The organism is Brevibacillus brevis (genome assembly GCF_001039275.2).
Taxonomy (GTDB): Bacteria; Bacillota; Bacilli; order Brevibacillales; family Brevibacillaceae; genus Brevibacillus; species Brevibacillus brevis_C.
Map to the genome: position 1 here is coordinate 1158588 of NZ_CP030117.1, position 22393 is coordinate 1180980.

General features: G+C 47.0%; 26 protein-coding genes and 1 other annotated feature. Of the genes, 16 read left to right on the top strand and 10 right to left on the bottom strand.

What is annotated here, in order from left to right:
- The first annotated feature begins 56 nt into the window (after positions 1 to 56).
- The 5 genes from AB432_RS06080 (at position 57) to AB432_RS06100 (ending at position 3504) form a co-directional block, all read left to right on the top strand.
- Positions 57 to 242 (top strand): hypothetical protein, encoded by a 186-nt coding sequence (locus AB432_RS06080; protein ID WP_048031472.1) that lies wholly within the window; start codon positions 57 to 59, stop codon positions 240 to 242.
- Between the two features lie 124 nt (positions 243 to 366).
- Positions 367 to 1074: a DNA alkylation repair protein gene (locus tag AB432_RS06085; RefSeq protein ID WP_048031473.1), complete on the top strand. Its 708-nt coding sequence runs from the start codon at positions 367 to 369 to the stop codon at positions 1072 to 1074.
- 160 nt (positions 1075 to 1234) lie between these two features.
- Positions 1235 to 2011 carry an amino acid ABC transporter substrate-binding protein gene (locus AB432_RS06090; RefSeq protein WP_048031474.1) on the top strand — a complete coding sequence of 259 codons (777 nt, stop codon included), beginning with the start codon at positions 1235 to 1237 and terminating at the stop codon, positions 2009 to 2011.
- A 72-nt stretch (positions 2012 to 2083) separates the two neighbouring features.
- A complete protein-coding gene (locus AB432_RS06095) occupies positions 2084 to 2743 on the top strand; it encodes an amino acid ABC transporter permease (protein ID WP_017251947.1) in 660 nt (219 codons plus the stop codon).
- Positions 2744 to 2757: 14 nt separating this feature from the next.
- Complete coding sequence (locus AB432_RS06100; protein WP_048031475.1) at positions 2758 to 3504, top strand: amino acid ABC transporter ATP-binding protein; 747 nt, start codon at positions 2758 to 2760, stop codon at positions 3502 to 3504.
- A 66-nt stretch (positions 3505 to 3570) separates the two neighbouring features.
- On the opposite strand, the gene AB432_RS06105 is transcribed toward AB432_RS06100, so the two are convergent.
- From AB432_RS06105 to AB432_RS06110, 3 genes are all read right to left on the bottom strand, one after another.
- Positions 3571 to 3834 (bottom strand): KTSC domain-containing protein, encoded by a 264-nt coding sequence (locus AB432_RS06105; protein ID WP_048031476.1) that lies wholly within the window; start codon positions 3832 to 3834, stop codon positions 3571 to 3573.
- A 33-nt stretch (positions 3835 to 3867) separates the two neighbouring features.
- Complete coding sequence (locus AB432_RS31265) at positions 3868 to 3993, bottom strand: hypothetical protein (RefSeq protein ID WP_007726770.1); 126 nt, start codon at positions 3991 to 3993, stop codon at positions 3868 to 3870.
- A gap of 303 nt (positions 3994 to 4296) precedes the next feature.
- Positions 4297 to 5223, bottom strand: coding sequence for a LysR family transcriptional regulator (locus tag AB432_RS06110; protein ID WP_048031477.1), 927 nt, complete (start codon positions 5221 to 5223; stop codon positions 4297 to 4299).
- A gap of 136 nt (positions 5224 to 5359) precedes the next feature.
- Between AB432_RS06110 and AB432_RS06115 the strand changes: the two genes are divergently transcribed.
- The 6 genes from AB432_RS06115 to AB432_RS06140 all read left to right on the top strand — a co-directional run bounded on the left by AB432_RS06115 (position 5360) and on the right by AB432_RS06140 (position 11940).
- Positions 5360 to 6115 carry an SDR family NAD(P)-dependent oxidoreductase gene (locus AB432_RS06115; protein WP_048031478.1) on the top strand — a complete coding sequence of 252 codons (756 nt, stop codon included), beginning with the start codon at positions 5360 to 5362 and terminating at the stop codon, positions 6113 to 6115.
- A 41-nt stretch (positions 6116 to 6156) separates the two neighbouring features.
- Complete coding sequence (locus AB432_RS06120) at positions 6157 to 6900, top strand: SDR family NAD(P)-dependent oxidoreductase (RefSeq protein ID WP_048031479.1); 744 nt, start codon at positions 6157 to 6159, stop codon at positions 6898 to 6900.
- A 69-nt stretch (positions 6901 to 6969) separates the two neighbouring features.
- The gene (locus AB432_RS06125; protein WP_235617627.1) at positions 6970 to 7314 is read left to right on the top strand and encodes a spore germination protein; all 345 of its coding nucleotides are present in this window, start codon (positions 6970 to 6972) and stop codon (positions 7312 to 7314) included.
- A 124-nt stretch (positions 7315 to 7438) separates the two neighbouring features.
- A complete protein-coding gene (locus tag AB432_RS06130; protein ID WP_048035716.1) occupies positions 7439 to 8584 on the top strand; it encodes an alpha-hydroxy-acid oxidizing protein in 1146 nt (381 codons plus the stop codon).
- 211 nt (positions 8585 to 8795) lie between these two features.
- Positions 8796 to 10922, top strand: coding sequence for a bifunctional diguanylate cyclase/phosphodiesterase (locus AB432_RS06135; protein WP_048031480.1), 2127 nt, complete (start codon positions 8796 to 8798; stop codon positions 10920 to 10922).
- 112 nt (positions 10923 to 11034) lie between these two features.
- Positions 11035 to 11940, top strand: coding sequence for a DMT family transporter (locus AB432_RS06140; RefSeq protein ID WP_048031481.1), 906 nt, complete (start codon positions 11035 to 11037; stop codon positions 11938 to 11940).
- A gap of 58 nt (positions 11941 to 11998) precedes the next feature.
- On the opposite strand, the gene nadD is transcribed toward AB432_RS06140, so the two are convergent.
- The 4 genes from nadD to AB432_RS06160 form a co-directional block, all read right to left on the bottom strand.
- Positions 11999 to 12637 carry a nicotinate-nucleotide adenylyltransferase gene (nadD, locus tag AB432_RS06145; RefSeq protein ID WP_048031482.1) on the bottom strand — a complete coding sequence of 213 codons (639 nt, stop codon included), beginning with the start codon at positions 12635 to 12637 and terminating at the stop codon, positions 11999 to 12001.
- 29 nt (positions 12638 to 12666) lie between these two features.
- Positions 12667 to 13212, bottom strand: coding sequence for a cysteine hydrolase family protein (locus tag AB432_RS06150; RefSeq protein WP_048031483.1), 546 nt, complete (start codon positions 13210 to 13212; stop codon positions 12667 to 12669).
- Between the two features lie 28 nt (positions 13213 to 13240).
- On the bottom strand, positions 13241 to 14029 hold the full coding sequence (locus AB432_RS06155) for an NUDIX hydrolase (RefSeq protein WP_048031484.1): 789 nt from the start codon (positions 14027 to 14029) through the stop codon (positions 13241 to 13243).
- A 154-nt stretch (positions 14030 to 14183) separates the two neighbouring features.
- Positions 14184 to 14870, bottom strand: coding sequence for a YceI family protein (locus AB432_RS06160; protein ID WP_048031485.1), 687 nt, complete (start codon positions 14868 to 14870; stop codon positions 14184 to 14186).
- Positions 14871 to 15150: 280 nt separating this feature from the next.
- Between AB432_RS06160 and AB432_RS06165 the strand changes: the two genes are divergently transcribed.
- From AB432_RS06165 to AB432_RS06185, 5 genes are all read left to right on the top strand, one after another.
- Positions 15151 to 15834, top strand: coding sequence for a response regulator transcription factor (locus AB432_RS06165; RefSeq protein WP_048031486.1), 684 nt, complete (start codon positions 15151 to 15153; stop codon positions 15832 to 15834).
- Positions 15831 to 17327, top strand: coding sequence for a sensor histidine kinase (locus AB432_RS06170; protein ID WP_048031487.1), 1497 nt, complete (start codon positions 15831 to 15833; stop codon positions 17325 to 17327). The genes AB432_RS06165 and AB432_RS06170 overlap by 4 nt, the downstream gene beginning before the upstream one ends.
- Positions 17328 to 17376: 49 nt before the next feature.
- Positions 17377 to 17618: a binding site (T-box leader), on the top strand.
- 125 nt (positions 17619 to 17743) lie between these two features.
- A complete protein-coding gene (locus tag AB432_RS06175; RefSeq protein ID WP_048035717.1) occupies positions 17744 to 18244 on the top strand; it encodes an Lrp/AsnC family transcriptional regulator in 501 nt (166 codons plus the stop codon).
- Positions 18241 to 19419, top strand: coding sequence for an aminotransferase (locus tag AB432_RS06180; protein WP_048031488.1), 1179 nt, complete (start codon positions 18241 to 18243; stop codon positions 19417 to 19419). Before AB432_RS06175 ends, AB432_RS06180 begins: the two co-directional genes overlap by 4 nt.
- Positions 19420 to 19764: 345 nt before the next feature.
- Positions 19765 to 20676 (top strand): aminoglycoside phosphotransferase family protein, encoded by a 912-nt coding sequence (locus AB432_RS06185; RefSeq protein ID WP_048031489.1) that lies wholly within the window; start codon positions 19765 to 19767, stop codon positions 20674 to 20676.
- Between the two features lie 71 nt (positions 20677 to 20747).
- On the opposite strand, the gene AB432_RS06190 is transcribed toward AB432_RS06185, so the two are convergent.
- From AB432_RS06190 to AB432_RS06195, 3 genes are all read right to left on the bottom strand, one after another.
- The gene (locus AB432_RS06190; protein WP_048031490.1) at positions 20748 to 21803 is read right to left on the bottom strand and encodes a TolC family protein; all 1056 of its coding nucleotides are present in this window, start codon (positions 21801 to 21803) and stop codon (positions 20748 to 20750) included.
- Between the two features lie 217 nt (positions 21804 to 22020).
- Entirely contained in the window at positions 22021 to 22167 is a 147-nt protein-coding gene (locus AB432_RS30670; RefSeq protein WP_201265916.1) for a hypothetical protein, read from the bottom strand.
- On the bottom strand, positions 22160 to 22351 hold the full coding sequence (locus AB432_RS06195; RefSeq protein ID WP_048031491.1) for a hypothetical protein: 192 nt from the start codon (positions 22349 to 22351) through the stop codon (positions 22160 to 22162). Before AB432_RS06195 ends, AB432_RS30670 begins: the two co-directional genes overlap by 8 nt.
- Positions 22352 to 22393 lie beyond the last annotated feature (42 nt).

Consider the following 22393-nt stretch of genomic DNA (forward strand, 5'->3'; position numbering starts at 1 on the left):
CGGTAACAAAAATTTTCCAACTATCCGATAACTAGAAGGAATAGGAGGGGATTTTGATGAAGGAAGTAAAAGTGATTCAATTTTACTTTTCCGGAGGCGGTGAAATGATTAGCATCGAGACGACGGAACCGGAAGAGATCATTCAAATGGTCGCGAATCAAAACGACGGATGGCTCCAGTATGATGATGTTGTCATTAACGTGAGAAATGTTTTGTATATCAGAGTACGCGATCAGGCGTAAGAATAGGAAAAGAGTGTCAAGCTCTAACACGAAAAAGCTCTCCTTTGAATGTGGAGGGCTTTTTCGTGTTGGAGGCACCGCTGCTGGTTATCCTATTTAATAGAAGAAAAAGGAGGGTGGCAAGATGACGCTGGAAGAAGTCATGCAGCAGCTCGAAGCGATGGGGACAGAGCAGACGAAAAAAACGTTATTGCGGCATGGTGCAAAGGAGCCTTTGTTTGGCGTGCGAGTCGGTGATATGAAGAAGCTGGTCAAGGAGGTAAAGCGTGATCAGCAGCTCGTCCAGGCGCTGTACGATACGGGAAACTACGACGCCATGTACTTGGCCGGATTGACGGTTGACCCGAAGAGCATGACAAAAGAGCGGCTACAGGCTTGGGTCAAGGAAGCGTCATGGTACGCGCCCGCCGAATATACGGTTGCGAGTGTAGCTGCTGAGAGTCATTTTGCTATGGAGTTGGCACGGGAATGGATCGAGTCAAAGGAAGAGATGGTAGCTACATGTGGGTGGAATACGTATTCGAACTATTTATCGATTACTCCAGATAAACAGCTAGATAAAGAAGAAATCAAACGGCTCCTCGTGAGAGTGAAGGCGACGATTCATCAGGAACAAAATCGCGTCCGGTACACCATGAATCAATTCGTTATTTCAGTAGGTGCGTATGTACCGGAACTTCATCAGGAGGCGTTGGAAGTGGCCGCAGCGATTGGCAAAGTACATGTAGACGTCGGACAGACAGCGTGCAAGGTTCCGTTGGCTACTGAGTATATCAAAAAGATAGAGGAACGAGGGAGTGTCGGAAAAAAGAAAAAGACATGCATCTGCTAGTCGGGCATTTTTCTCATTCATTTGGCGTATATTTCTAGGGTGCTTTTGTTTACTAAAGTATCGACTATTCCTTGCTAATGTGCTATCATGATACCTTGTTAACGTATTACCACTTTATCAGAGTAAAATGTAGAGTAGGGAAACGAGGGGGATCATCACGATGAAGAAAATAGCATGGATGTCATTGCTGTTGAGTGCAATAGTTTCATTGGTAGTGGGCTGTTCCAGCGCAAAAACTGGCGCTGACGCGAACAAGCTGATTATCGGTATTGACGATAAGTTCGCACCAATGGGATTCCGGGATGAAAAAAATGAGCTAGTCGGTTTTGATATTGATTACGCGCGTGCAGCCAGCGAAAAGATGGGAAAACAAGTCGAGTTTCAACCAATCGATTGGAGTGCAAAAGAGTCTGAGCTAAACAGCGGTCGTATCGACTTGATCTGGAATGGATATACGATTACAGATGAGAGAAAAGAAAAGGTTCTCTTTACCAAGCCTTATCTGAAAAACGCGCAAGTAGTTGTTACGATGGCAAATAGCAACTTGACCAAGCTGTCAGACTTGGCCGGTAAAGGAATTGGATTGCAAAAGCTGTCTTCCGCAGCTGACGCTGTCAATGCAAGTGACATGAAAAATCAGGTCAAATCAATTACCGAGTACCCAGATAATGTACTGGCATTGAGCGATATGAAGATTGGCCGCGTGGAAGCAGTTGTCATCGACCAGATTGTAGCCGATTACTACATGGCAAAAGAACCTGGAACCTTTAAGCTGTTGGAAGAATCGCTTGCACCCGAGGAGTATGGAGTTGGCGTCAAAAAAGGGAATGAAGCGTTATTGAACGAACTGCAAAAAGCGTTGGATACCATGAATCAGGATGGAACAGCAGCTAAAATATCGGAAAAATGGTTTGGCGAAAATCGCGTGTTGAAATAAACGGAAGATACGATGGCTTCGCCGAATGATTGGCGAAGCCACGCTTTATTATAAGGATTAGGAGCATACCAGATGAGCTTAGACTATATTATCTCCATTACCGTGCCCATGCTAGAAGGGGCGCAGATGACGGTGTTGCTGTTCTTCATCGCTATCCTGGCATCAATTCCATTGGGATTTCTCATTACCTTAATGGCGAATAGCAGCAACAGAGGTCTGTCTTGGTTCGCGCACACCTATGTGTATGTCATGCGTGGAACGCCTCTATTATTACAGCTATTGTTTTTTGTCTTTGGCCTCCCCCTCTTGCCAGTGATCGGAGAATACTTGGTTATGGATCGATTCGTAGCTGCATGCCTCGGCTTTGTACTGAACTACGCAGCGTATTTCGCGGAGATTTTCCGTGGAGGACTGCTGTCGATCGACAAAGGACAGTACGAGGCGGCGCAGGTCCTCGGCTTTAGCAAATGGCAGACGACCAACAAGATTATTTTGCCGCAAATGTTTCGCGTGGCTTTACCTGCCGTCGCAAATGAATCCATTACGCTCGTAAAAGACACCGCGTTGCTCTATGCAGTTGCCGTCCCAGAATTGCTTCACTTTGCACAAACGGCTGTGAATCGCGATTTTACCATCGTTCCGTTTTTTATTGCGGGAATCATTTATTTGTTGATGACGCTATTGTTAACGTTGTTCTTTAAGTGGCTGGAGAAAAGGTTCAAATTCGAATAAAGGGCTGGCGCAATATGGATATCATTCAAGTATCGAATCTAAAGAAATCGTTTGGCAATCAGGAAGTTTTGCGAGATGTCTCGTTTTCGGTGAAAAAGAACGAAGTCGTAGCGGTCATTGGACCATCTGGCTCCGGTAAAAGCACAATGCTGCGCAGCTTGGTCAATCTGGAGCAGGTGAATGGCGGCAGCATTCGTGTGCAGGATGATTATTTGGTGAAGGACGGCGTTTACACCAGTAACCAGGAAATCAAGCAGATCACATCGAGAATGGGCATGGTCTTTCAGCATTTTAATCTGTTTCCTCATCTCACAGTAAAAGAAAATCTGGAGATCGCACCACGCGTAGTCAAAGGTGAGGCGCCCCAGGACATCCGCAGAAAGAGTGCAGATCTCTTGGAAAAGGTCGGCCTGTCTGATAAGGCAGACGCGTATCCGGCGAAGCTCTCAGGCGGACAGAAGCAGCGTGTGGCGATCGCCAGAGCACTGATGATGAATCCGCAAATCTTGTTGTTTGACGAGCCTACGTCTGCGCTCGATCCCGAACTGACGGGTGAGGTCCTGCAAGTCATCAAGCAGCTTGCCCAGGAGCATATTACGATGATGGTTGTGACGCATGAGATGGGATTCGCGCGCGAGGTAGCGAACCAAATTATGTTTATGGACAACGGGGAATTCGTAGAGTCGGGGACGCCTGAGCAATTGTTTACAAACGCTAAATTTGAGCGGACCAAATCTTTTTTGCATCGTGCATTAAAATAGAAAAGATCAACAACAAATGCCCTCAGAGTCGAGAAGACAGACTGAGGGCATTTTTGTATAGACAGGCTACATCACCTGATAGTTCAAGTAGCGTTGGCTGATGAACGAATGAAAATGATCGCTGAACGAGTCAGCATTTAAAAACGCATTGTAAGCGTAAGGAGTGACCCGACAGTAAACGACCTCGCGTCCATCGTGAAAACGGATATAGAGGTGGCTTGCAGACAGATCGTAGCGAGCAGCTTTGATCAATTTCGAATCCAGTTCCTTGTAGGTAATTTCTTGGGGTTGATTCTGTCGTGGCAGAAATTGGCGGAAAAAAGATCTCAATGTACGTGCAAACTCCTTTATCTAAAAATCGGTTTATCTATTTCTACGAGTCTTCATTTTACGCAAAAATTTGGATTCGGAATACAAAAATAGCACACCGATTGCAAAATAGGCTAAGAGAACCGTATTCAGAACGATCATCGGAAAGTCGGCAAGCATGTAAGTGCCTCCTGTTAGAGAGAATGAAGTCACGAATGAAAAGCAACCTGCTCCAAAAAAGTGAAAATCTTCTTTTTTCTTCGTTCTATGGACCTATCATATGGTTGTGTGTAGAAAGAAATGATCATCCGAAAGTATGTAGACTCATGAAAAATGTTGTCGAATATAGTCTATATTACCTATTTTATTATTGTCAATAATTGCATAGAACCAAAAATCTTTCCGCAAATTTCATTTGATCACCATCGCCATGAACGATTTGAAAAAGGCTGTCCGCGAAAATGAAGCGGCAGCCTTTTTTTGCTAAAGAGTGGGTGGGTATTTCTTGCTTTTTAAATCGTATTGGAGCCGATTGATAAAGTTCATCGAAATCCGGGAATAATGCCGTTCCTCCGAACGCACCCAGCCGTAATAGATGGGTTGTTGATACGGAATATCCAAATCAAGCGTGATTGAATCGGAGTCTTGCAAATGAGGTTCATGAACAAAAGAGTAGTCCAGTCCGATGGTTACCGCGAGATTTTGCCGGATTGCATTGCGGAGTGCTTCTGTGTTGTTCGACGTAAACAAAATGTCGACGGGACCATAAGTAGCGGCAAAATCCTCTACGAACCATTTGACGTAGTCGTCGTTGTACAGGACGAAGGATTGCTTGCGAAGCTCTTCAGGTGTGACGGAATCCTGATAGGCAAGCGGCGAGTTTTTGCCCACACCAACGACCATTTTTCCCTCTAGTAGCTGTTCGAACACCAAGCCGAGGCCCTCGCTCTTTTTGAGCAGGTTCTCGTGAATAATGACCAGACCAATGTCCAGCTTGTCCTGAAGAATGTCCTCTAAGATCTCCTGTGTGCCTTTTTCTGCAATTTCGGTACGGATGTAAGGATAATCTTTTTTAAAGCTCGCGACGGCATCGACCAAAAGATTCATGGGACCGGGAATCGTGGCGAGCCTCAACTCTCCGCTCAACGAGTTCGTGTAGTTTTGTGCTTCCTCCAAGATCTCCTGGATCTTTCCCAAGGCTTCAAATGCTTTTTTGATGATAATGCGCCCTTCTGGGGTCGGTACTGCTCCAAGACGCGAACGTGTAAAAAGAGTAACGCCCAGCTCTGCTTCCAGACTGGAGAGCGATTGGCTGATGGCGGAGAGGGTCACATGCTTGTTCTGGGCGGCTTTGGTCAAGGAGCCTGCCTTCGCTATTTCTACGATATATTCCAGTTGTTCCAGATGCATTTGGTAACAGCACATCCTTTAGTCGTACTTAAGGAAGGGTAAGTATGTTTACATATTTTTTAATATAAAAGAGTCCTATAATGAAAGCAAGGCAAGAGATCAGGTACAAAAGACATCATAAATGGAGGCGTTTACAATGGCGAGACTCGAAGGGAAAGTAGCGATCATTTCGGGTGGCGGAACAGGAATCGGAAAAACAACGGCGATTCGTTTTGCCAAGGAAGGTGCGAAAGTAGTCGTTACCGATATCAATCTGGAAAGTGCCTCTCAGACGGTAGCCGAAATCAAGGATGCGGGTGGTAAAGCCATTGCGATTGCGCATGATGTAAGCCGTGAAGAGCAATGGCAGCAAGTAGTGGCAACCACTGTAGAACAATACGAGAAAGTAGATATCCTGTTCAACAATGCAGGTATTTATATCATTAAACCATTAGCGGAGATTACCATAGAGGAATGGAATCGTCTCATGGCGATTAATGTAACGGGCGTCTTTTTGGGAATGAAGCATGTGATGCCACTCATGGCAAAACAACAAGGTGGTTCTGTCATCAATGCCTCTTCCATTGCTGGGCTTTTTGGTGCACCGGGTCACGTCTTGTACGGAGCGAGCAAGGGAGCGGTTCGCATCATGACTAAAGATGCAGCGATGGAGTATGCGGCACAAGGTGTGCGCGTGAACTCGATTCATCCTGGCTATATCGATACAAACATGGTGTCCTATGCTTCGGAAACGACAAAGCATTCCAAAGCAGAGCTGGCACAAGCTACTCCAACAGGCCGACTTGGAACTGTCGAGGATGTAGCCAATATGGTGCTGTTCCTCGCTTCTGACGAGTCTTCCCATGTCACAGGAGCGGAATTCGTCATCGATGGTGGTGCAACAGCGCGATAAAACGGTACGAATACCCTTTTCGAAAATAGGAGGAGTTATCCATGAGACTGGAAAATAAAGTCGCGATCGTAACAGGTGGAGCAAGTGGAATCGGTGAAACGACCGTCCGTCTCTTCGCGAAAGAAGGGGCGAAAGTAGTGATTGCTGACTTCTCCCCACGTGGAAATGAATTGGCGGAAGAGCTGAATCAAGCGGGCTTCGATGCGTTGTTCGTGAAAACGGACGTAACGAAAGAAGACGAAGTAAAAAACATGGTAAGTGCCACTGTAGAAAAGTACGGAAAGGTAGATATTCTGTTTGCCAATGCGGGTATCGCAAAAGACGCACCTAGTCATTTGTTGAGCATGGATGACTGGCAAAGAACGATTGATATTAATCTGACCGGCGTGTTTTTGTGTGATAAATACGTCATCGAGCAAATGCTGGCGCAAGGGACTGGCGGCGCGATTGTCAACTGCGGCTCGATCCATAGCCATGCCGGAAAAGCAGGTGTAACAGCATACTCTTCCGCCAAAGGTGGCGTGAAGCTCCTGACCCAGACACTGGGACTTACGTATGCGAAGCAAGGGATTCGCGTAAATGCTGTCTGCCCAGGCTACATTGATACACCACTGATTGCTGGGCGCAATGAAGCCTTGAATGAGCACCTGATCGGGTTGCATCCAATGGGACGTTTGGGGAAACCAGAAGAAGTCGCCAAGGCTGTTCTGTTCCTCGCCAGCGACGATGCTTCCTTCGTCACAGGGACAAGCCTGCTGGTCGACGGCGGTTATACCGCACAATAAACAGTTCTTTCTCCTCGCGTAGATTTGTCTACTCGGGGAGATTTTTTTTCACAAGACTACATCGGACAAATGCCCTCAACCATCGTCCAAGCGGGCGCAAAACCGATCGAATATGATGGGAATAAGCCATTACGCGACGGGGAGGGAGGAGTTTTGCCGACTTTTGTGGGCACGGTGACCATTACCAACAATGTCGGGAATATCAACTTTGGCGATACGGCAAACAACTCTCCGAAAAGCGTAACCAAAGCGTTTTCCGGTTCGGGTGGAAACAATAGTGGAAACGTAGTAAAGGTCATTAATGAAAACAGCCAAACCAATACATGGATAGGTTCAGGAGCGGCTGGAATGAAGACAGTGAAGACAAAGAAACGGAGCCGTCGAGCATCTCGAAAAGGCAAAAAGAAAAAGTAGCCTTGAAAAAGGCACGTGTGAAAGTGGACAAGCTCGATAATAGAATTCAGAGTAAGACTATTGCGAATTTATGTGAATTGAGATAAAAAAGATGAAAGACGATCGCAGAAAGGAAGCAAACCAGATGACGAAAACAAATGAGGAATCACTCTTATTTACCCGTGTGAACAAGGACACGCAGGCACTGCCGATTTCGATTGAGGATTGGGAGAAAAAGGCACGCGAGGTTTTGCCGGATGGGCCATTTGATTATGTTGCCGGGGGATCAGGGGCAGAGGAAACGCTGGTAGAAAACCGGACAGCTTTTTCCCGTTGGGCAATCATTCCGCGGATGATGCGGGATGTGACGAATCGCACCCTTGGTATTTCGATGTACAATCAAGCGTTGCGCACTCCGATCTTTTTGGCACCTGTAGGCATGCAGACGATTTCACATCCCGATGGAGAGCTGGCGTCTGCCAGGGCGGCTGCATCAGCCGGAGTGCCGTTCGTAGCCAGTACAGTTTCCGCTCACTCACTCGAGCATATTGCCGAAGTGATGGGTGATGCCTATCGTTGGTTTCAGCTCTATTGGTCGAATGATCGAGAGGTTTCTGCGAGCATGGTCAGACGAGCAGAAAAGTCTGGCTATTCTGCCATTGTCCTCACGGTAGATACCGTTATGCTAGGGTGGAAGCGCAGAGACTTCCGCAACGGGTATTCGCCACTGCGGGAAGGAAAAGGACTGGCGAATTACTTGACAGACCCTGTTTTTTGCTCGCGACTTCCTGAGGTTACGCCAGAAAATGCAGTAGAAGAAGTGTTGAAAAACATTTATCATCCAGCACTCAATTGGAACGATATCGCCTTTTTGCGTGAGCATACTCGTCTACCGATTTTGGTAAAAGGCATTTTGCATCCGGATGATGCGCGACTTGCTTTAGAGCATGGTGTCGATGGAATCATCGTTTCCAATCACGGAGGGCGGCAGATGGACGGCGCCATTTCTACGCTGGATGCGTTGCCAGCGATTGCCGAGGTGGTAGCTGGCAAAATACCTGTCTTGCTCGACAGTGGCGTGCGTACAGGAGCAGATGTCGTTAAAGCGATTGCTTTAGGAGCCGATGCCATCCTGATTGGTCGTCCATTCCTGTATGGACTGGCTGTGGCCGGAGAGCAGGGCGTAGCGAGTGTCTTAGATACACTCATCCATGAATTTGACGTCGCGATGGCACTGTCTGGCAGTAATTCTGTCGCAGACCTCAATCGCAGCATTCTTGCCCGCTTGTAAGGGAAGCAGCTCAATCGTACCCATTGTTGAAAAAAGTGAGCCAGTCTACATGCGCTGGTTCATTTTTTTCGCAAAAATGTTATTTCTACCGTAACTGTTCTCGTTGATCTTTCGGAAAAACATGGTAAAATGGAACGAACTTGTATTCAGAACGTTACGATCCTTCTGTAAGGATCATTTTTTTTGACTGTATCCAAAGCAGGTGATGGAAATGAAAAACCAAATGATGTCTTCACTGACACCCCAAGATTGGGTAGGGCTACTACGTGAAAAAGATGGTGAGCTGAACATGGTTGTGAATGAGCTGGCAGATGTCAAATACGCTTTGGACCAATCCACGATCTTGGCAATTACGGACAATAAGGGGATAATTTTGCGGGCAAATGAGCAATTTTGCCTCATATCGAAATACGAACGAAGCGAATTGATTGGAAATGACCATCGTATTCTTAATTCGGGTTTTCATCCGAAAGGCTTTTTTAAAGATATGTGGTCTTGTATTCGATCTGGCCAGGTCTGGCGGGGGGAAATTCGCAATCGCGCAAAAGATGGCAGCTATTATTGGGTCGATACCACCATCGTGCCATTTAAGAATCAAGCGGGCGAAATCTATCAATACCTTTCCATTCGCAGTGATATCACGGCTCGCAAGCAGATGGAAGACGAGCTCAAGCGGAGTGAAGAAAAGTATCGCATCATCGCGGAAAACACGTCAGATATCATCAGCATCATCAACCTGGATGGAGAGTTTCTCTATTTGTCCCCATCTCACAAGCGTGTGTGGGAGCATACCGTTCCTGATGAGGAAATCCATAACTTGTTCGAGTGGATTGTAGAGGATGACCGGGATATTTTTGCTTATGCGATTCAGCATGCCTTCTCTACACGTAAAGAGTACATGGTAGAGTGCCGGATTAACACCCAAAGAAACGATGTGATCTGGACAGAAAGCAAAATCAATCCGATAGCGGATGAAGAAGGAAATGTGACCAAGCTGCTCCTCGTTACCCGTGACGTCACAGACCGAAAACAGTCCGAAGAGACGATTCACCACTTGGCTTATCACGATGCGTTGACAGATCTGCCGAATCGACGAATGTATGTCCAACAGCTCAGCAAGGAAATGATGCAGGCCAAGCGTTTCCAATCGAATCTGGCTGTGCTGTTTTTGGATTTGGATCGGTTCAAGGATGTGAACGATTCGTTTGGTCATGACGTAGGGGATATGTTGCTGATCGAAGCATCAAAGCGTCTACAGGCATGCCTCAAGCCAGGAGATGTCGTGGCCAGGTTGGGTGGAGACGAATTTACGATTATGCAGAACCAGTTGCAAGATCGAAACGAAGCGACTGCATTGGCAGAGCAGATCATGAATCAGTTGCAGCGGCCGTTTGAATTGGATGGTCATGTGTTCAACGTGTCGTGCAGCATCGGCATCGCCTTGTACCCGCAGGATGGGGACAACCCTGAAGATTTGTTGAAACGGGCCGATACGGCGTTATATACAGTGAAATCGCGCGGGAAGAATGGATATGACTTTTTCGATCCGACGATGGAGGCGAAGTCGCTGGAGCGTATCTTGATGGAAAATGAGATGCGGAAAGCCATTGAACAAGAGCAGTTCCAAATTTACTACCAGCCCAAGATCGATATCGCGACTAGCGCGATGACAGGCATGGAGGCGCTCGTCAGATGGGTGCATCCAGAGCTTGGCATCATTCCGCCGAATCGTTTTATCCCTATCGCTGAGGAGACAGGGATGATTCTGGCACTCGGGGAATGGATATTGAAACAGGCGTGCAAACAAAATAAAATTTGGCACGATCAAGGATATACGCTGAAGGTCTCTGTGAATTTGTCAGCAAGACAGATCTATCAAAAAGATCTGGTCGAGATGATCAAGGATATACTTCGGGAAACAAATCTGTCTCCTGATTGGCTGGAGCTCGAGATTACGGAGAGCATTTTTGTCAAAATGGAAGAGGCGACGGCAGTCCTGCAACAGATTCGAGACATCGGCATCCAAATTTCGATTGATGATTTTGGGACAGGCTATAGCTCGTTTAGTTATATTAAAAGTTTGCCAGTCGATACGATCAAAATTGACGCCTCGTTTATTCGCGACATTCATCACAACCAAGAGAGTCAAGCGATTGTAAAAGCGATTGTTACGATCGCGCAAAGTCTCAATATGAATGTCATCGCAGAGGGAATTGAGCTCCATGATCAAGTAGCGGCTTTGAAGGAAAATGGCTGCGACCACGGTCAAGGCTATTTGTTCAGCAAACCGCTTCCGACAGATGATTTTGACCAGTTCCTTCGTCAAGAGCAGCAATAATATGGCAGGAACCAAAGCCGGGTGAGAACATCCGGCTTCTTCTTTTGTGTGGTACTATAAGAGGCGGACAAAAACATAAGAGCAAGTTTGCAGCTAGAAAGGGAGGCCCCTCGTGGGAAAGTTTTCAGGTAAGACTGTTGTCGCTATTGCAAGTTTGGTATTGATGTGGGGATTAAGCTGGTCGATCTACAAAATGTCACTCGCCTATACGCCACCGATTTTGTTCGCAGGAATGCGTTCGCTGATTGGCGGACTTCTGCTCGCTTTATTTATTTTACCGAAATGGAAAAAGATCAACTGGCGTGAAAACTGGTTGCGCTATTGTATATCTGCCTTTCTGAATACATTGTGCTTTTACGGCATTCAGACGGTTGGACTCGTGTATTTGCCAGGTGGATTATTCTCTGTGCTGGTGTACTTCCAGCCAATCTTGATTGGACTCTTTGCCTGGTTGTGGCTGGGTGAGAGCATGACGGTGCTCAAGATCATTGGGCTGATCATGGGATTCCTCGGGATACTTGCGGTCAGTGCAGATGGACTGACTGGACAGGTTTCCATCGTGGGCGTCATTTTAGGTTTGTTGACGGCTCTGACGTGGGCGCTGGGCGTGATCTATGTGAAAAAGGTCAGTGCCAAGGTAGATTCTCTGTGGATGGTTGCCATGCAATGTATCATTGGTGGCGCGGCCTTAACTCTTTTGGGGACAGGTGTAGAGAGCTGGTCCGACATTGTCTGGAATGTACCTTATTTGATCGGTCTGAGCTATGGCGCTACATTTGGTGTACCGATTGCCATTGTCATTTACTTTGGGCTCGTGAATGCAGGCGAAGCGAGCAAGGTAGCAGCCTTTACGTTTCTCGTGCCGCTCATCGCAGTTGTCACGGGCACTATTTTCATGGATGAGCCGGTTACGTATTCACTCATCGCTGGTCTGGTATTGATCGTGTGCAGTATTTGCTTGGTGAACTATCAGAAAAAGATACGACAGCCTGCAATTGCCAATACTCTCAATCGTTAATGGAGACGACACAAAAACAGCCGACACTTCACAGGTTCGGCTGTTTTTATTATGGGGACTATAGGTAAGGCTCTTTGTAGATTCCTTTTTCATAAATGTACTGTAGGCAGGTATCCGGCAACAGGAAGCTGGGGTCGCCGCCCTTGCGGATTTCGTCTCGGATGTAGGTAGAGCTGATTCCCATGTTGATGCCCTTGCTCATGATGAGAAAATGCTCGTCGTGATTGCGCAACAGCGCGTCCTCTGCGATCAGGTCAGCGGTCGGATAGCCTTCACGAGACATCACGATGAAATTGAAGCCTGCAACCAGCTTTTCAGCGTTGCCCCAGTTCGACAGTCCCTCTAACAAATCCGATCCCATGATGAAAAAGAGCTCGTCGTTTGGGTACTTCTTTTTCATGTGCATCATCGTATCATACGTATAGGTTTCACCTGGCAAGCCATCCATCTCGACTGTAGAAATTTCGAAAAGTGGCTCTCCATACTTGTTTGTTTTGTGTGTACTGCTCGCCAAAGCCAGTTTGAGCATGTGCAAGCGATGGACGTCCTCTGTCTGCAATTTTTTATCATGACGCTTTGAAGAGCATGGTACGAAAATGACTTTGTCCAGTCGTCTCCGGTGAGCGACGGTCGCTGCCGTGAACAAATGGCTGTACGTGATGGGGTCAAAGCTGCTGCCATAAATGCCGATTCGCATGAAAATTGCCTCCTATCGTCATGAGCCTATTATTTTTTGCGGATAGTCATGCCAAGCTGGTTCTGAAAGTGACCGAGAGCCCATTTGTGACCTTCTGGAAGAAAGCTCGCTACTGCATCCTCGTGGATGACGACAGAAAAGCCGTTATAGAAGCCTTCAATCGCTGTATGCAATACACAAATGTCCGTGCAGACACCTACCAGATGAACCTCAGTGATACCTCTCGTCCGCAACAATAACGCAAGGTCGGTACCTTGGAAAGCACTGTAGCGGGTCTTATCCATCCAGTGAATCGTATCTTCGAATTCCTCGTAAATCTCCTGAATGCTGCCATACAAATTCCGGCCAGCCGTACCGATAATGTTGTGCGGAGGGTAGAGTCCTGTCTCAGGGTGGTACGGGTCCTGCTCTCGATGAGCGTCGACTGCCATGACGACAAAATCGCCTTCTGCGAGGAAGTCGCGGATCAATTCTCCAATGCGTCCTTCAATAGCCTGACCAGGCTCTCCACAAGTCAATGCACCATCTGTCGCGACAAAATCATTCGTGTAGTCGATCACGATCAAAGCTTTCATGGAAAAAACCTCCTGAATGTGGACTTTTTCAGTAAATCATGGCAGTTGGCGTAAAGCCGGTAAAGCGATAGAGCTTGGCTGGCGAATTCGAAAACTCGGTCGAGTAGACAGGCTGTCCGTCAGCCGATAGAACTGGCTCGAGCAGTCCTTGCCGTCTGGTTGTCGCAAGCAGGCGCCGCTCAAAATTGCCGCGATCTTTTGCCGAAAAGGATGGAACGACGGACTCGATCACTTGCAGCAGTTCGCTCAAGGTAAACTCATCTGGCAAAAACGCTTTGGCGATAGTCGTTTGCAGCATCTGCTCACGAACGCGCTGTAAGGCGTCAGTCAAAATTTCACGATGATCAAAAGCAAGGTTGAGGGCAAAAGCTTCCTCAATCGGAAATAGCCGCGCGTCGGATGCATCGTCGTTTGCCTGTGCGTGCTTCAATAAATCTTCATGGACGAGGGAGACATAGGCAACACTCGGGATCCAACCACGAGGGTCTCTTCCGGGCCTGTAGTACGTCTTCAACTGCTCGATGTGTACATCGCGGTCGATATTCGTCTCTTCTTTCAACTCGCGATAGGCGCATTCGTCCAGAGTCTCCGATTCATGGGAAAAACCGCCAGGCAAGGCCCATTGCTCTCCAAATGTATCGCTTTTTCGCTTGATCAGAAGAACGGCCAATTGTTTGAGTGGCAGCGATTTGGTTTTTGTTTGGCGCGGGATGGAAAGGATCGTAAAGAGGCAAATATCTGTTGGAAGTCCATCCGGTGAGCGGTACTTTTTGGTCCGAAAGTGGATGCGTTTGGCTCGAAGGGGAGACGTACTCACAAGATCATCCTTTCCGTTTGCTCGAATCAGTTATCATGCTTTTATGTTATGATATCATTTTAACAATGTCAATATTACAATGTAAAAAACTGTGAAAAAAGACGTCTGTGAATGTCAGACGTCTCTCGAAGTCATACCTGCGAAAAGCGATTGATTAAACAGCATCCAACGCGAGTCGCAATGTAATGTTAATGTTTTCTTCCGTTTTGGCCACGATCGTATGAGGGCTGGTCAATCCGAAGTCACCAAACGTTACGACGGACGTTCCTTCCAACTGTAGTTTGCCTTGGGAATAAATCGCGTCAGCATTCATTTTCACGTCTTTGGCAATTCCTCTTACAGTCAGGACGCCATTGATGGTGAACGAAGCCTTTTGTCCTTCGATCCATGTAGTTGGCCAGTTCTCAAAAGATTTCGCTTCAAAAGTAGCAGTTGGGTGCACGGCGGTATCAAAGTAATCAGGAGATTTGATATGGGTGTCGCGCTTTTCATTACCGGAGTTCAGCTTATTCAAGTCGGCAGAAGCTGTTGCTTTCATTTGATCTGGTGCAGAGAGGTTCACATTCCAGCTACCAGTAATGCCGTCCATTTCAAAGTTTACCGTTTCTTTCGACGTAGTGACGGAGAAATAGACTTTGGACTGGTCATTGATTGTCCATTTTTTATTCAGTTGATCTGCTGTCAGAGGTGTTGATGAAGCGGTAGATGAGGCTGTGGTTACCGTAGCTGCAGGCTGAATCTCCACATGGTTTCCCACGAAATAGTCATAGAGCATGTAGCCCCCGATACCGACCACGAGCGTGGCAACTGATGCTGTCAGGATAACCGAATTCTTTTTCATTATTGGATAACCTCCATATTTTTGAAGTGTTCAGACTTGAGTCGTATGTATTTGACTACGCAGGGATCATTATGAGAGAGGAAGCTGAGTGGGTCTTGAAAGCTGGCTGAAAGTTTGTTGAAAGTGTAAGGGTAAGAGAATTATCAACGTTCTTTATATTTAATTTACATTTTTTGGTTTGTGATTTTGTAAAAAGCTTTCAGCTCGTACTCAGTGCATATTCAGCAAACATTCAGCTACTCTTGGCCTGATCAGGTAAAATGGAGATGAGGTGAAAGAAATGAGCCTAAGCAAAGGCATTAAAATATTGCTTGTCGATGATGAACCGACCATCCTGCAATTTTTGGAGATGGGTCTTGAAAATGAAGGCTTCCAGGTATTGACGGCACAAGATGGGATGACTGCGGTGACCATGGTGAAGGAGCATCAGCCCCATGTCGTCATTCTCGATGTGATGATGCCAGGCATGGACGGCTTCGAGGTATGTCGGATGTTGAAAAAGATACAGAATGTAGCAACGATCATGCTGACAGCCAGAGAAGACGTAGAGGATCGGGTAAAAGGGCTGACGCTTGGTGCCGATGATTATATGATCAAGCCGTTTAGCTTTGAGGAGCTGCTTGCCCGTATCCATGCGCGCATTCGTAATCATTACCCACATTTGCTCTCCAAGGTACACCTCGGCCCCTTCCAAATCGATGACAGGCGAAAGGAAATTACTTACGAGGAAACGCTTCTGGAGCTATCGCCAACGGAATACTCTTTGCTGAAATATTTAGTGACCAATCACGGGTTGGTTTTGAGTAAACCAATGATTCTGGATAACGTGTGGGGCTATGATTTCGGTGGGGAGGAGAACATTGTCGAGGTGTATATTCGCTCCCTGCGTGACAAACTGAACGATCGTCAGCATCGGATCATTCGCACATTGCGAGGTGCGGGCTATCGGGTTGATTTTGTATGACGATGAATCGAAACAATCAATGGGCCGCCTTCCTAGAACCGAACTCTTTGCGTTATCAGCTGTTGTCTCGTTCGTTATTTATCTTATCCGGGTTGCTGCTTCTAATCGGTATGATTCAATACTTATTGATGGAGCAGTTCTTGTATCGCAGCAAAGCGGAAAGCTTGTTAAATCTGGCAGTCACTGTTCCGTATCAGGTCTTGGAAGATACGGAAACGCTCCCGAAATACGATCAGTATGTCAGCGCGTTGCTTTCCTTGCGTACTCCCGATATCAAGTATGCCTTTATTGACAACGACGCCAACGTGACGGAGCTGTTTGCGAATCCGAGCGAAGGGTATTCCCCTCGCTTTCCAGATAGTTTGTACCGCGAGATCCTGGCTAGTGGCGTATGCACGTTTAAATACAAAATATTGGAAGGTAGCACCGGGAAGGATTATTTGGTCGTGCTGGCACCTATCAAATCACCTGAACAACTGCAAGGAATCGTACAACTGAGTACACCTGTCGGCTCGATGCGGGAAGTGCTGTTTCCACAGTTGATCATTTTCTTCTCTGCATCTGCACTCGCCTTGCTTATCGGCTTGTTAACCTACGTGCCTGTGCTCCGCCGTACGCTGAACCCACTTTCGCGTATTGAGGTTACAGTTGAGCGGATTAATGCGGGTAATTTGGATGAACGACTGCCGATGGATCAAGGCCAGATGGAAATTGATCAATTATCGGCGGTCTTTAACGGAATGCTGGAGCGGCTGGAAACCTCATTTAAAATTGAGCAAGAAGCAGGAGAGCGGATGCGACGCTTTGTGGCGGATGCCTCGCACGAATTGCGAACACCGCTGACTTCTATCCATGGTTTTTTGGAGGTGCTGTTGCGTGGTGCGGCGTCAAATCCCGAACATTTGCAAAAAGCATTGAAAAGCATGCACGGCGAGACAGAGAGACTGAATAAACTCGTCAACGATTTGCTGTACCTGGCTCGGATGGATCGGGAACCAGCTTTCCTTTTGCAAGAAGGGCAGTTGGACGCGGTCGTGTACAGTATGGAATCGCAGCTCATGGTCCTGGCCGGTGACCGAAACGTTCATTTCCGCGTAGAACAGAATGTTACGGCTACTTTCGACTGTGACGGAATGAAGCAAGTTATTCTCAATCTGTTTCAAAATGCGGTTCAGCATACTGACCCTGTGAACGGTGAGATCGAGCTTACGTTGAGCAAGATTGCCAATGGGATTGAACTGACGTTTAGAGATAATGGAACCGGGATCGCACCGGAGCATGTCCCGCATGTATTTGACCGTTTCTACCGGATTGAATCCTCACGCGCACGCAAAAGCGGAGGGGCTGGCTTGGGGCTGTCGATCACCCAAGCGATCGTAGAAAATCATCGAGGAAAAATGGACGTACAAAGCAGCTTGGGAACAGGGACGGTGTTTCGCGTCTGGTTGCCTAACGGTTTGAAAGAGGTTCAGAAGACAGAAGTTGTTGGTTGACAATGAGAGAAAACGTCATTTATAATCTGAGACATTCAATAAAACAACCAACACAGCCGTGAAAAGGAAAGTAAAAAAGGGATTTTGACGTCCAGAGAGTTGCCTGTTAGCTGAGAGGGCAGCCGCGAACTCTTTTTGAAAGCCACCTTGGAGCTCTGCTTTTGAAAATGCCAAGTAGAAAGCAGCGGATGGCCCACGTTATGGGGCGCATGTCTTTGTAGACAGCACGAGTTTGCCTTTTGTGAGAGAGGCAAAAAAGCTGAGTGGTACCGCGATACCTTCGCCTCAGCAATCAGATTCATGGAAATCATGAGTCTGGTTGCTGGGGCTTTTTGCATGATGTCGTCGTTCAAAAAGTCGACTACTTGAACACGCACTTATGTACAAAAATAAAGAGAAAACTGGAGTGGTGGGGCATGGATCGCTTGAAGCAAAGAGAGCTGTTGCACCTGTTGGAAGAAGACAGTCGCATGAGCGCTGAGCAAATCGGAAAAATGATCGGGGAACCGACCGAGGTTGTTGAACAGACGATTACAGCATTAGAAGCCGAGAAGGTCATTGTCAAATATCCGGCGCTGGTGAACTGGGAGCGTGTGGACGATCATCCGTACGTGAACGCCATGATTGATGTGAAAGTGACGCCGAAACGCGATGTCGGCTTTGATGAAGTGGCGGAGCGAATCTGCCGTTTCCCAGAAGTGAAGGCTGTTTACTTGATGTCTGGTGCAAGCTATGACTTGTCAATTATTTTGGAAGGCAAAACGATGAAAGAAGTAGCTACTTTTGTTTCGCAAAAGCTGTCCACTCTCGATTCGGTGGTCTCAACAGCTACACACTTTATTTTGAAACGTTACAAGCACGATGGCATTGAGCTGGAAGATCGTGACGAAGATCACAGGATGGTGGTTACGCCGTGAGTACACAAGTCAAAGTCAAAAACCGTTTATCCAGTACAGTTCAATCGTTGAAGCCATCAGGCATTCGCCGCTTTTTCGATTTGGCAGCATCGATGGAGGGAGTCATTTCTTTAGGTGTAGGGGAGCCTGATTTTGTCACTCCCTGGCGTATGAGAGAAGCTTCGATTTCTTCCCTGGAGCGTGGACATACAGCTTATACATCCAATGCCGGTATGCTGCCATTGCGCGTGGAAATTCAGAAATACCTGGAAGAACGTTTTTCTGTCAGCTATCATCCCGAGACAGAAATTCTCGTGACGGTCGGTGCCAGCGAAGCAATTGATATCGCACTGCGTGCCATTCTCGATCCGGGTGATGAAGTATTGGTCGTGGAGCCTTGCTATGTCTCCTATGAACCAGTCATTCGCTTGGCTGGTGGGGTGCCAGTTTTCCTGAAAACAACGATGGAAAACCAGTTCAAGCTGACACCACAAGAGCTGGAGTCGCACATCACCGCGCGTACAAAAGCAATCATTTTCTGCTATCCAAATAACCCGACCGGGGGGACTATGACGGCTGAAGAGTGGAAAACACTTTTGCCGATCATTGAAAAGCACGACCTCATGGTGATCTCCGATGAAATTTATGCGGAGCTTACCTACGGACGAATGCACGATAGTATCGCGGCTCTGCCAGGGATGAAAGATCGGACGATCCTCATCTCCGGTTTTTCCAAAGCGTTCGCGATGACCGGATGGCGTCTGGGATATGTCTGCGCATCGCCTGATTTACTTGCGGGCATGCTGAAAATCCATCAGTACACCATGCTGTGTGCACCGACGATGGCTCAGATGGCTGCATTGGAAGCCCTGCGTCATGGACGTTCTGATATGGAACGAATGATCGAGAGCTACCGTCAGCGCCGCAATTATGTGGTAGACGGATTCCGTCAAATCGGATTGACTTGCCACGAGCCAGACGGAGCATTCTATGCATTCCCGTCTGTAGCTTCTACAGGACTCAGCTCTTCTGAGTTTGCGGAGAAGCTGCTGATGGAGGAAAAGGTAGCTGTTGTACCTGGAGATGTGTTCGGCGAAAGCGGACAGGGGCATATCCGTTGTTCTTATGCAACATCGATCGAGCAGTTGAAGAAGGCGCTGGAACGTATGGAGCGCTTGATGGGACGAATGTCATAACATTTTCCGGGAAATAAAGGGGGGCGGCTTTCAAGCTGCTCCCTTTTTTAACGAGTGGCTGTGGTGGGGAAGAAGCGCATTTCCAGTCTGCACTTCGGCCTACGCCCCGCAAGGGGATTGACTGTCCGCTCAGGAAAAAATGGCGGGAGCGCTTCAAACGTTGAAGTTTCAAAGAAGGATTCCATGAGTGAAGCTGAAAACCCCCGCCATTTTTTCCTGAGCTGAGTTGGGCTCCAGAGGCGCTTGACTGGAAATGCGCTTCTTCTTACGCGGCTGTGGGAAGGGAACAGCTTGAAAGCTAATGCAAGAGGATGTTTTGCAAGTAGTTCGAGGAGGAGATTCTTAATGATTTCACTGCCAACACATTTTACCCAAACAGTTGTGGGCGTACATAAAGAAGACGGGCGTCTCTGGCTGGATTCCTTTCATGAGTTGATTGCCGAATGCGAAGCACGATGGTCATTAAAAGTGCTTGAGCATTTTCCACTCTCTTATAATTTTGTTGCACCTGTTGTGTTAGAGGATGGGAGAAACGCCGTGTTGAAGCTGGGCGTGCCTGGGCTGGACTGGCAGAAAGAGCTGACGGCAATTCGGGCTTTTGCGGGGCGGGGAATGGTGCAGCTACTCGATTCGGACGAGGAAAAAGGCATCATGCTTTTGGAGCGCATCATGCCAGGAGAGACACTGGACAAGCTGAGTAATGAAGACGAGCGAATTCAATGCTTGGCGGACGTGATCAAAAGGATGCATACACCCGTTTCCAGAGTGGGTAAGCTTGTGTCTACGTTTCCGACAATAGCGGACTGGGCTGTGGGACTGGTAGGGATTCGCTCTCATTTCCGAGGTGGGACAGGACCGATTCCCGAGCAAATGGTGGAGCAGGCCATGCAATGGTACAAAAAGCTTCTCTCCACACAAAAAGAACAGTGCCTGCTACATGGTGATCTTCATCATGAAAATATTTTGCGGGCACAAAGAGAGCCGTGGCTGGCAATTGATCCAAAAGGGCTGATCGGGGAGACAGAATACGAGGTGATTCCGTTTTTGCTGAACCATTTGCCAGAGGATGGGGTAGAAGAAGTAATGAAGCAGCGGGTCGATGGGCTGACGAAGGCCCTGTCTTTGCAAAAAGAGAGAGTGCTAGCGTGGGCGTATTGCCACAGTGTGCTATCGGCTTGGTGGTTCATAGAGGATTTTGGTGTAGACGGTGGTCGTCTGGTGATGCCAGGAGTTTTTGAGAGGCTAATAAATGAGTAAAGGCTTCACCCTGTGGGATGAAGCCTTCTTTATTTTAAATGAATAAATGAGATCCTTCGTAATGCGAAATATTAATAACCAGTCAACTGGTTCAAGGTGATAGCAGCGAGATTGTATTGATAAACTGATTCGATTGCTTTTGTTTCGGAGTCAAACAGGTTTGCTTCGTCTTTTATCAGTTCTTTCATCGATGCTTTTCCTAATCTATATTGATCGATTGTTGCCTGATAGCGCTCCAATGCGGTTTCTTTCTTTGCTGTACTTTCCTCTAATGCCTTTTTCGCTGCCAGTACCTTCGTATAGTTGTCACTTACTTCTTGACCGATTTTCTTTTGTGTTTTTTGTTTTTGCAGTTCTGCCTTTTTGTGCTCGTTTTTTGCAATTGTACCTTTATATGTGCTGAGTGCGGAATACTCGGCTGTGTAATCAATTCTTACTTGGGCAAAGTCTATTTCTGCTTGTGCCTTGATCATCTCAGGACGTTTTTCATAAGCTTTTGCTTGCAATTGCTCCAAGGAAAGCAGCTCGTGCTGGGTCAAATCAGTAGCGATCATCTTCCATTGTCTGTCCGCTTTTTCATTCAATAAATCGTTGAGCTTGGCCAATGCTTGTTTGTAGCTGGCTTCAAGGGCAGCAAGATTTTTGTGAGCTTCTGTTTCTTGGGAGTCCAACCAGTACTGTCTTTGCAAGCTTGTCTTTTGCGCTTTGATTTTGGCATCTAATGATTGGACTTCGAAGAATGCTTTTTGCACTTGTAATTGTATGGTGTTTTTTTGCGTATTCAGGGCGACTTCATCGACAACTACTTCTTTGATTGCTTTGGCAGCGTCTTCGAATTTCTTTTTTGCATCAGCCAGAGTCATGATATCGGCTTTTTTTATTTCTGCTTTTTCTCTCAGTGTGATGGATGTTTCGTACTTCGTAATATCTAATTCAAGCCGAAGCACCTCCAGATCAACGCTGTTCTTAATTGCCTGTTCAACTGCGAAATCTAGCGACAAAGGGGAAACATCCGTCTGTTCAGCAGTGGCCACGAGTGGTGCGGCCAGAGCTATATGGGCGCCACCTGTGAGGAGAGAAGTGACTAATGTTGTGCTGTAAATGTGTTTGAAGAGCCTGGATTTCATGGGGCAACCTCCTGATTATATATGCAAAGATTTGATAACGATTCTCATTATCAAATCCATGAAAAGTATATATTTCCAATAGAATTTCGTCAATAAGAAAATGTTTTTTCACCATGTTCTTGGTTAGAAATCCAAAAGAAATCCCCTTCAGGAAAAAGGCAAAGTGAGCATCTGCCTGTTTCCCCAAAGGGGAATTGTTCTTCGTAATGGGGAAAAACTATTCTTTCTCCCTGTTTTCTTTTTTTGCCGCAGTCGTCTTGTCAGCTTGATCCAATGTCCCTTCCTTTGGTGTAAGGGAATAACCATGCATATTACTTCCGTTATAACCCATGTCCGGTTTTTCCTTTGAGATGCGATCAGTCATTTGCGTCCCCCTTATTTTGTCCAGTGGGTTTAGAGTCTTGCTGCACATACGGATTGTCGACGTCATTTGGTTCCTTGTCCAGATTGGTACGGATTGCGATTATTGGGCTAGTCGGAGGTTGAGCGATCAGTCTGTCATCCAGTTGTTTGAAATCAGGCAGGTCGTTTTCGCGATTGTCATCCATGTTCGTCTCCTCCTTTACGGGTTAGTATGTCCACCACCTGCC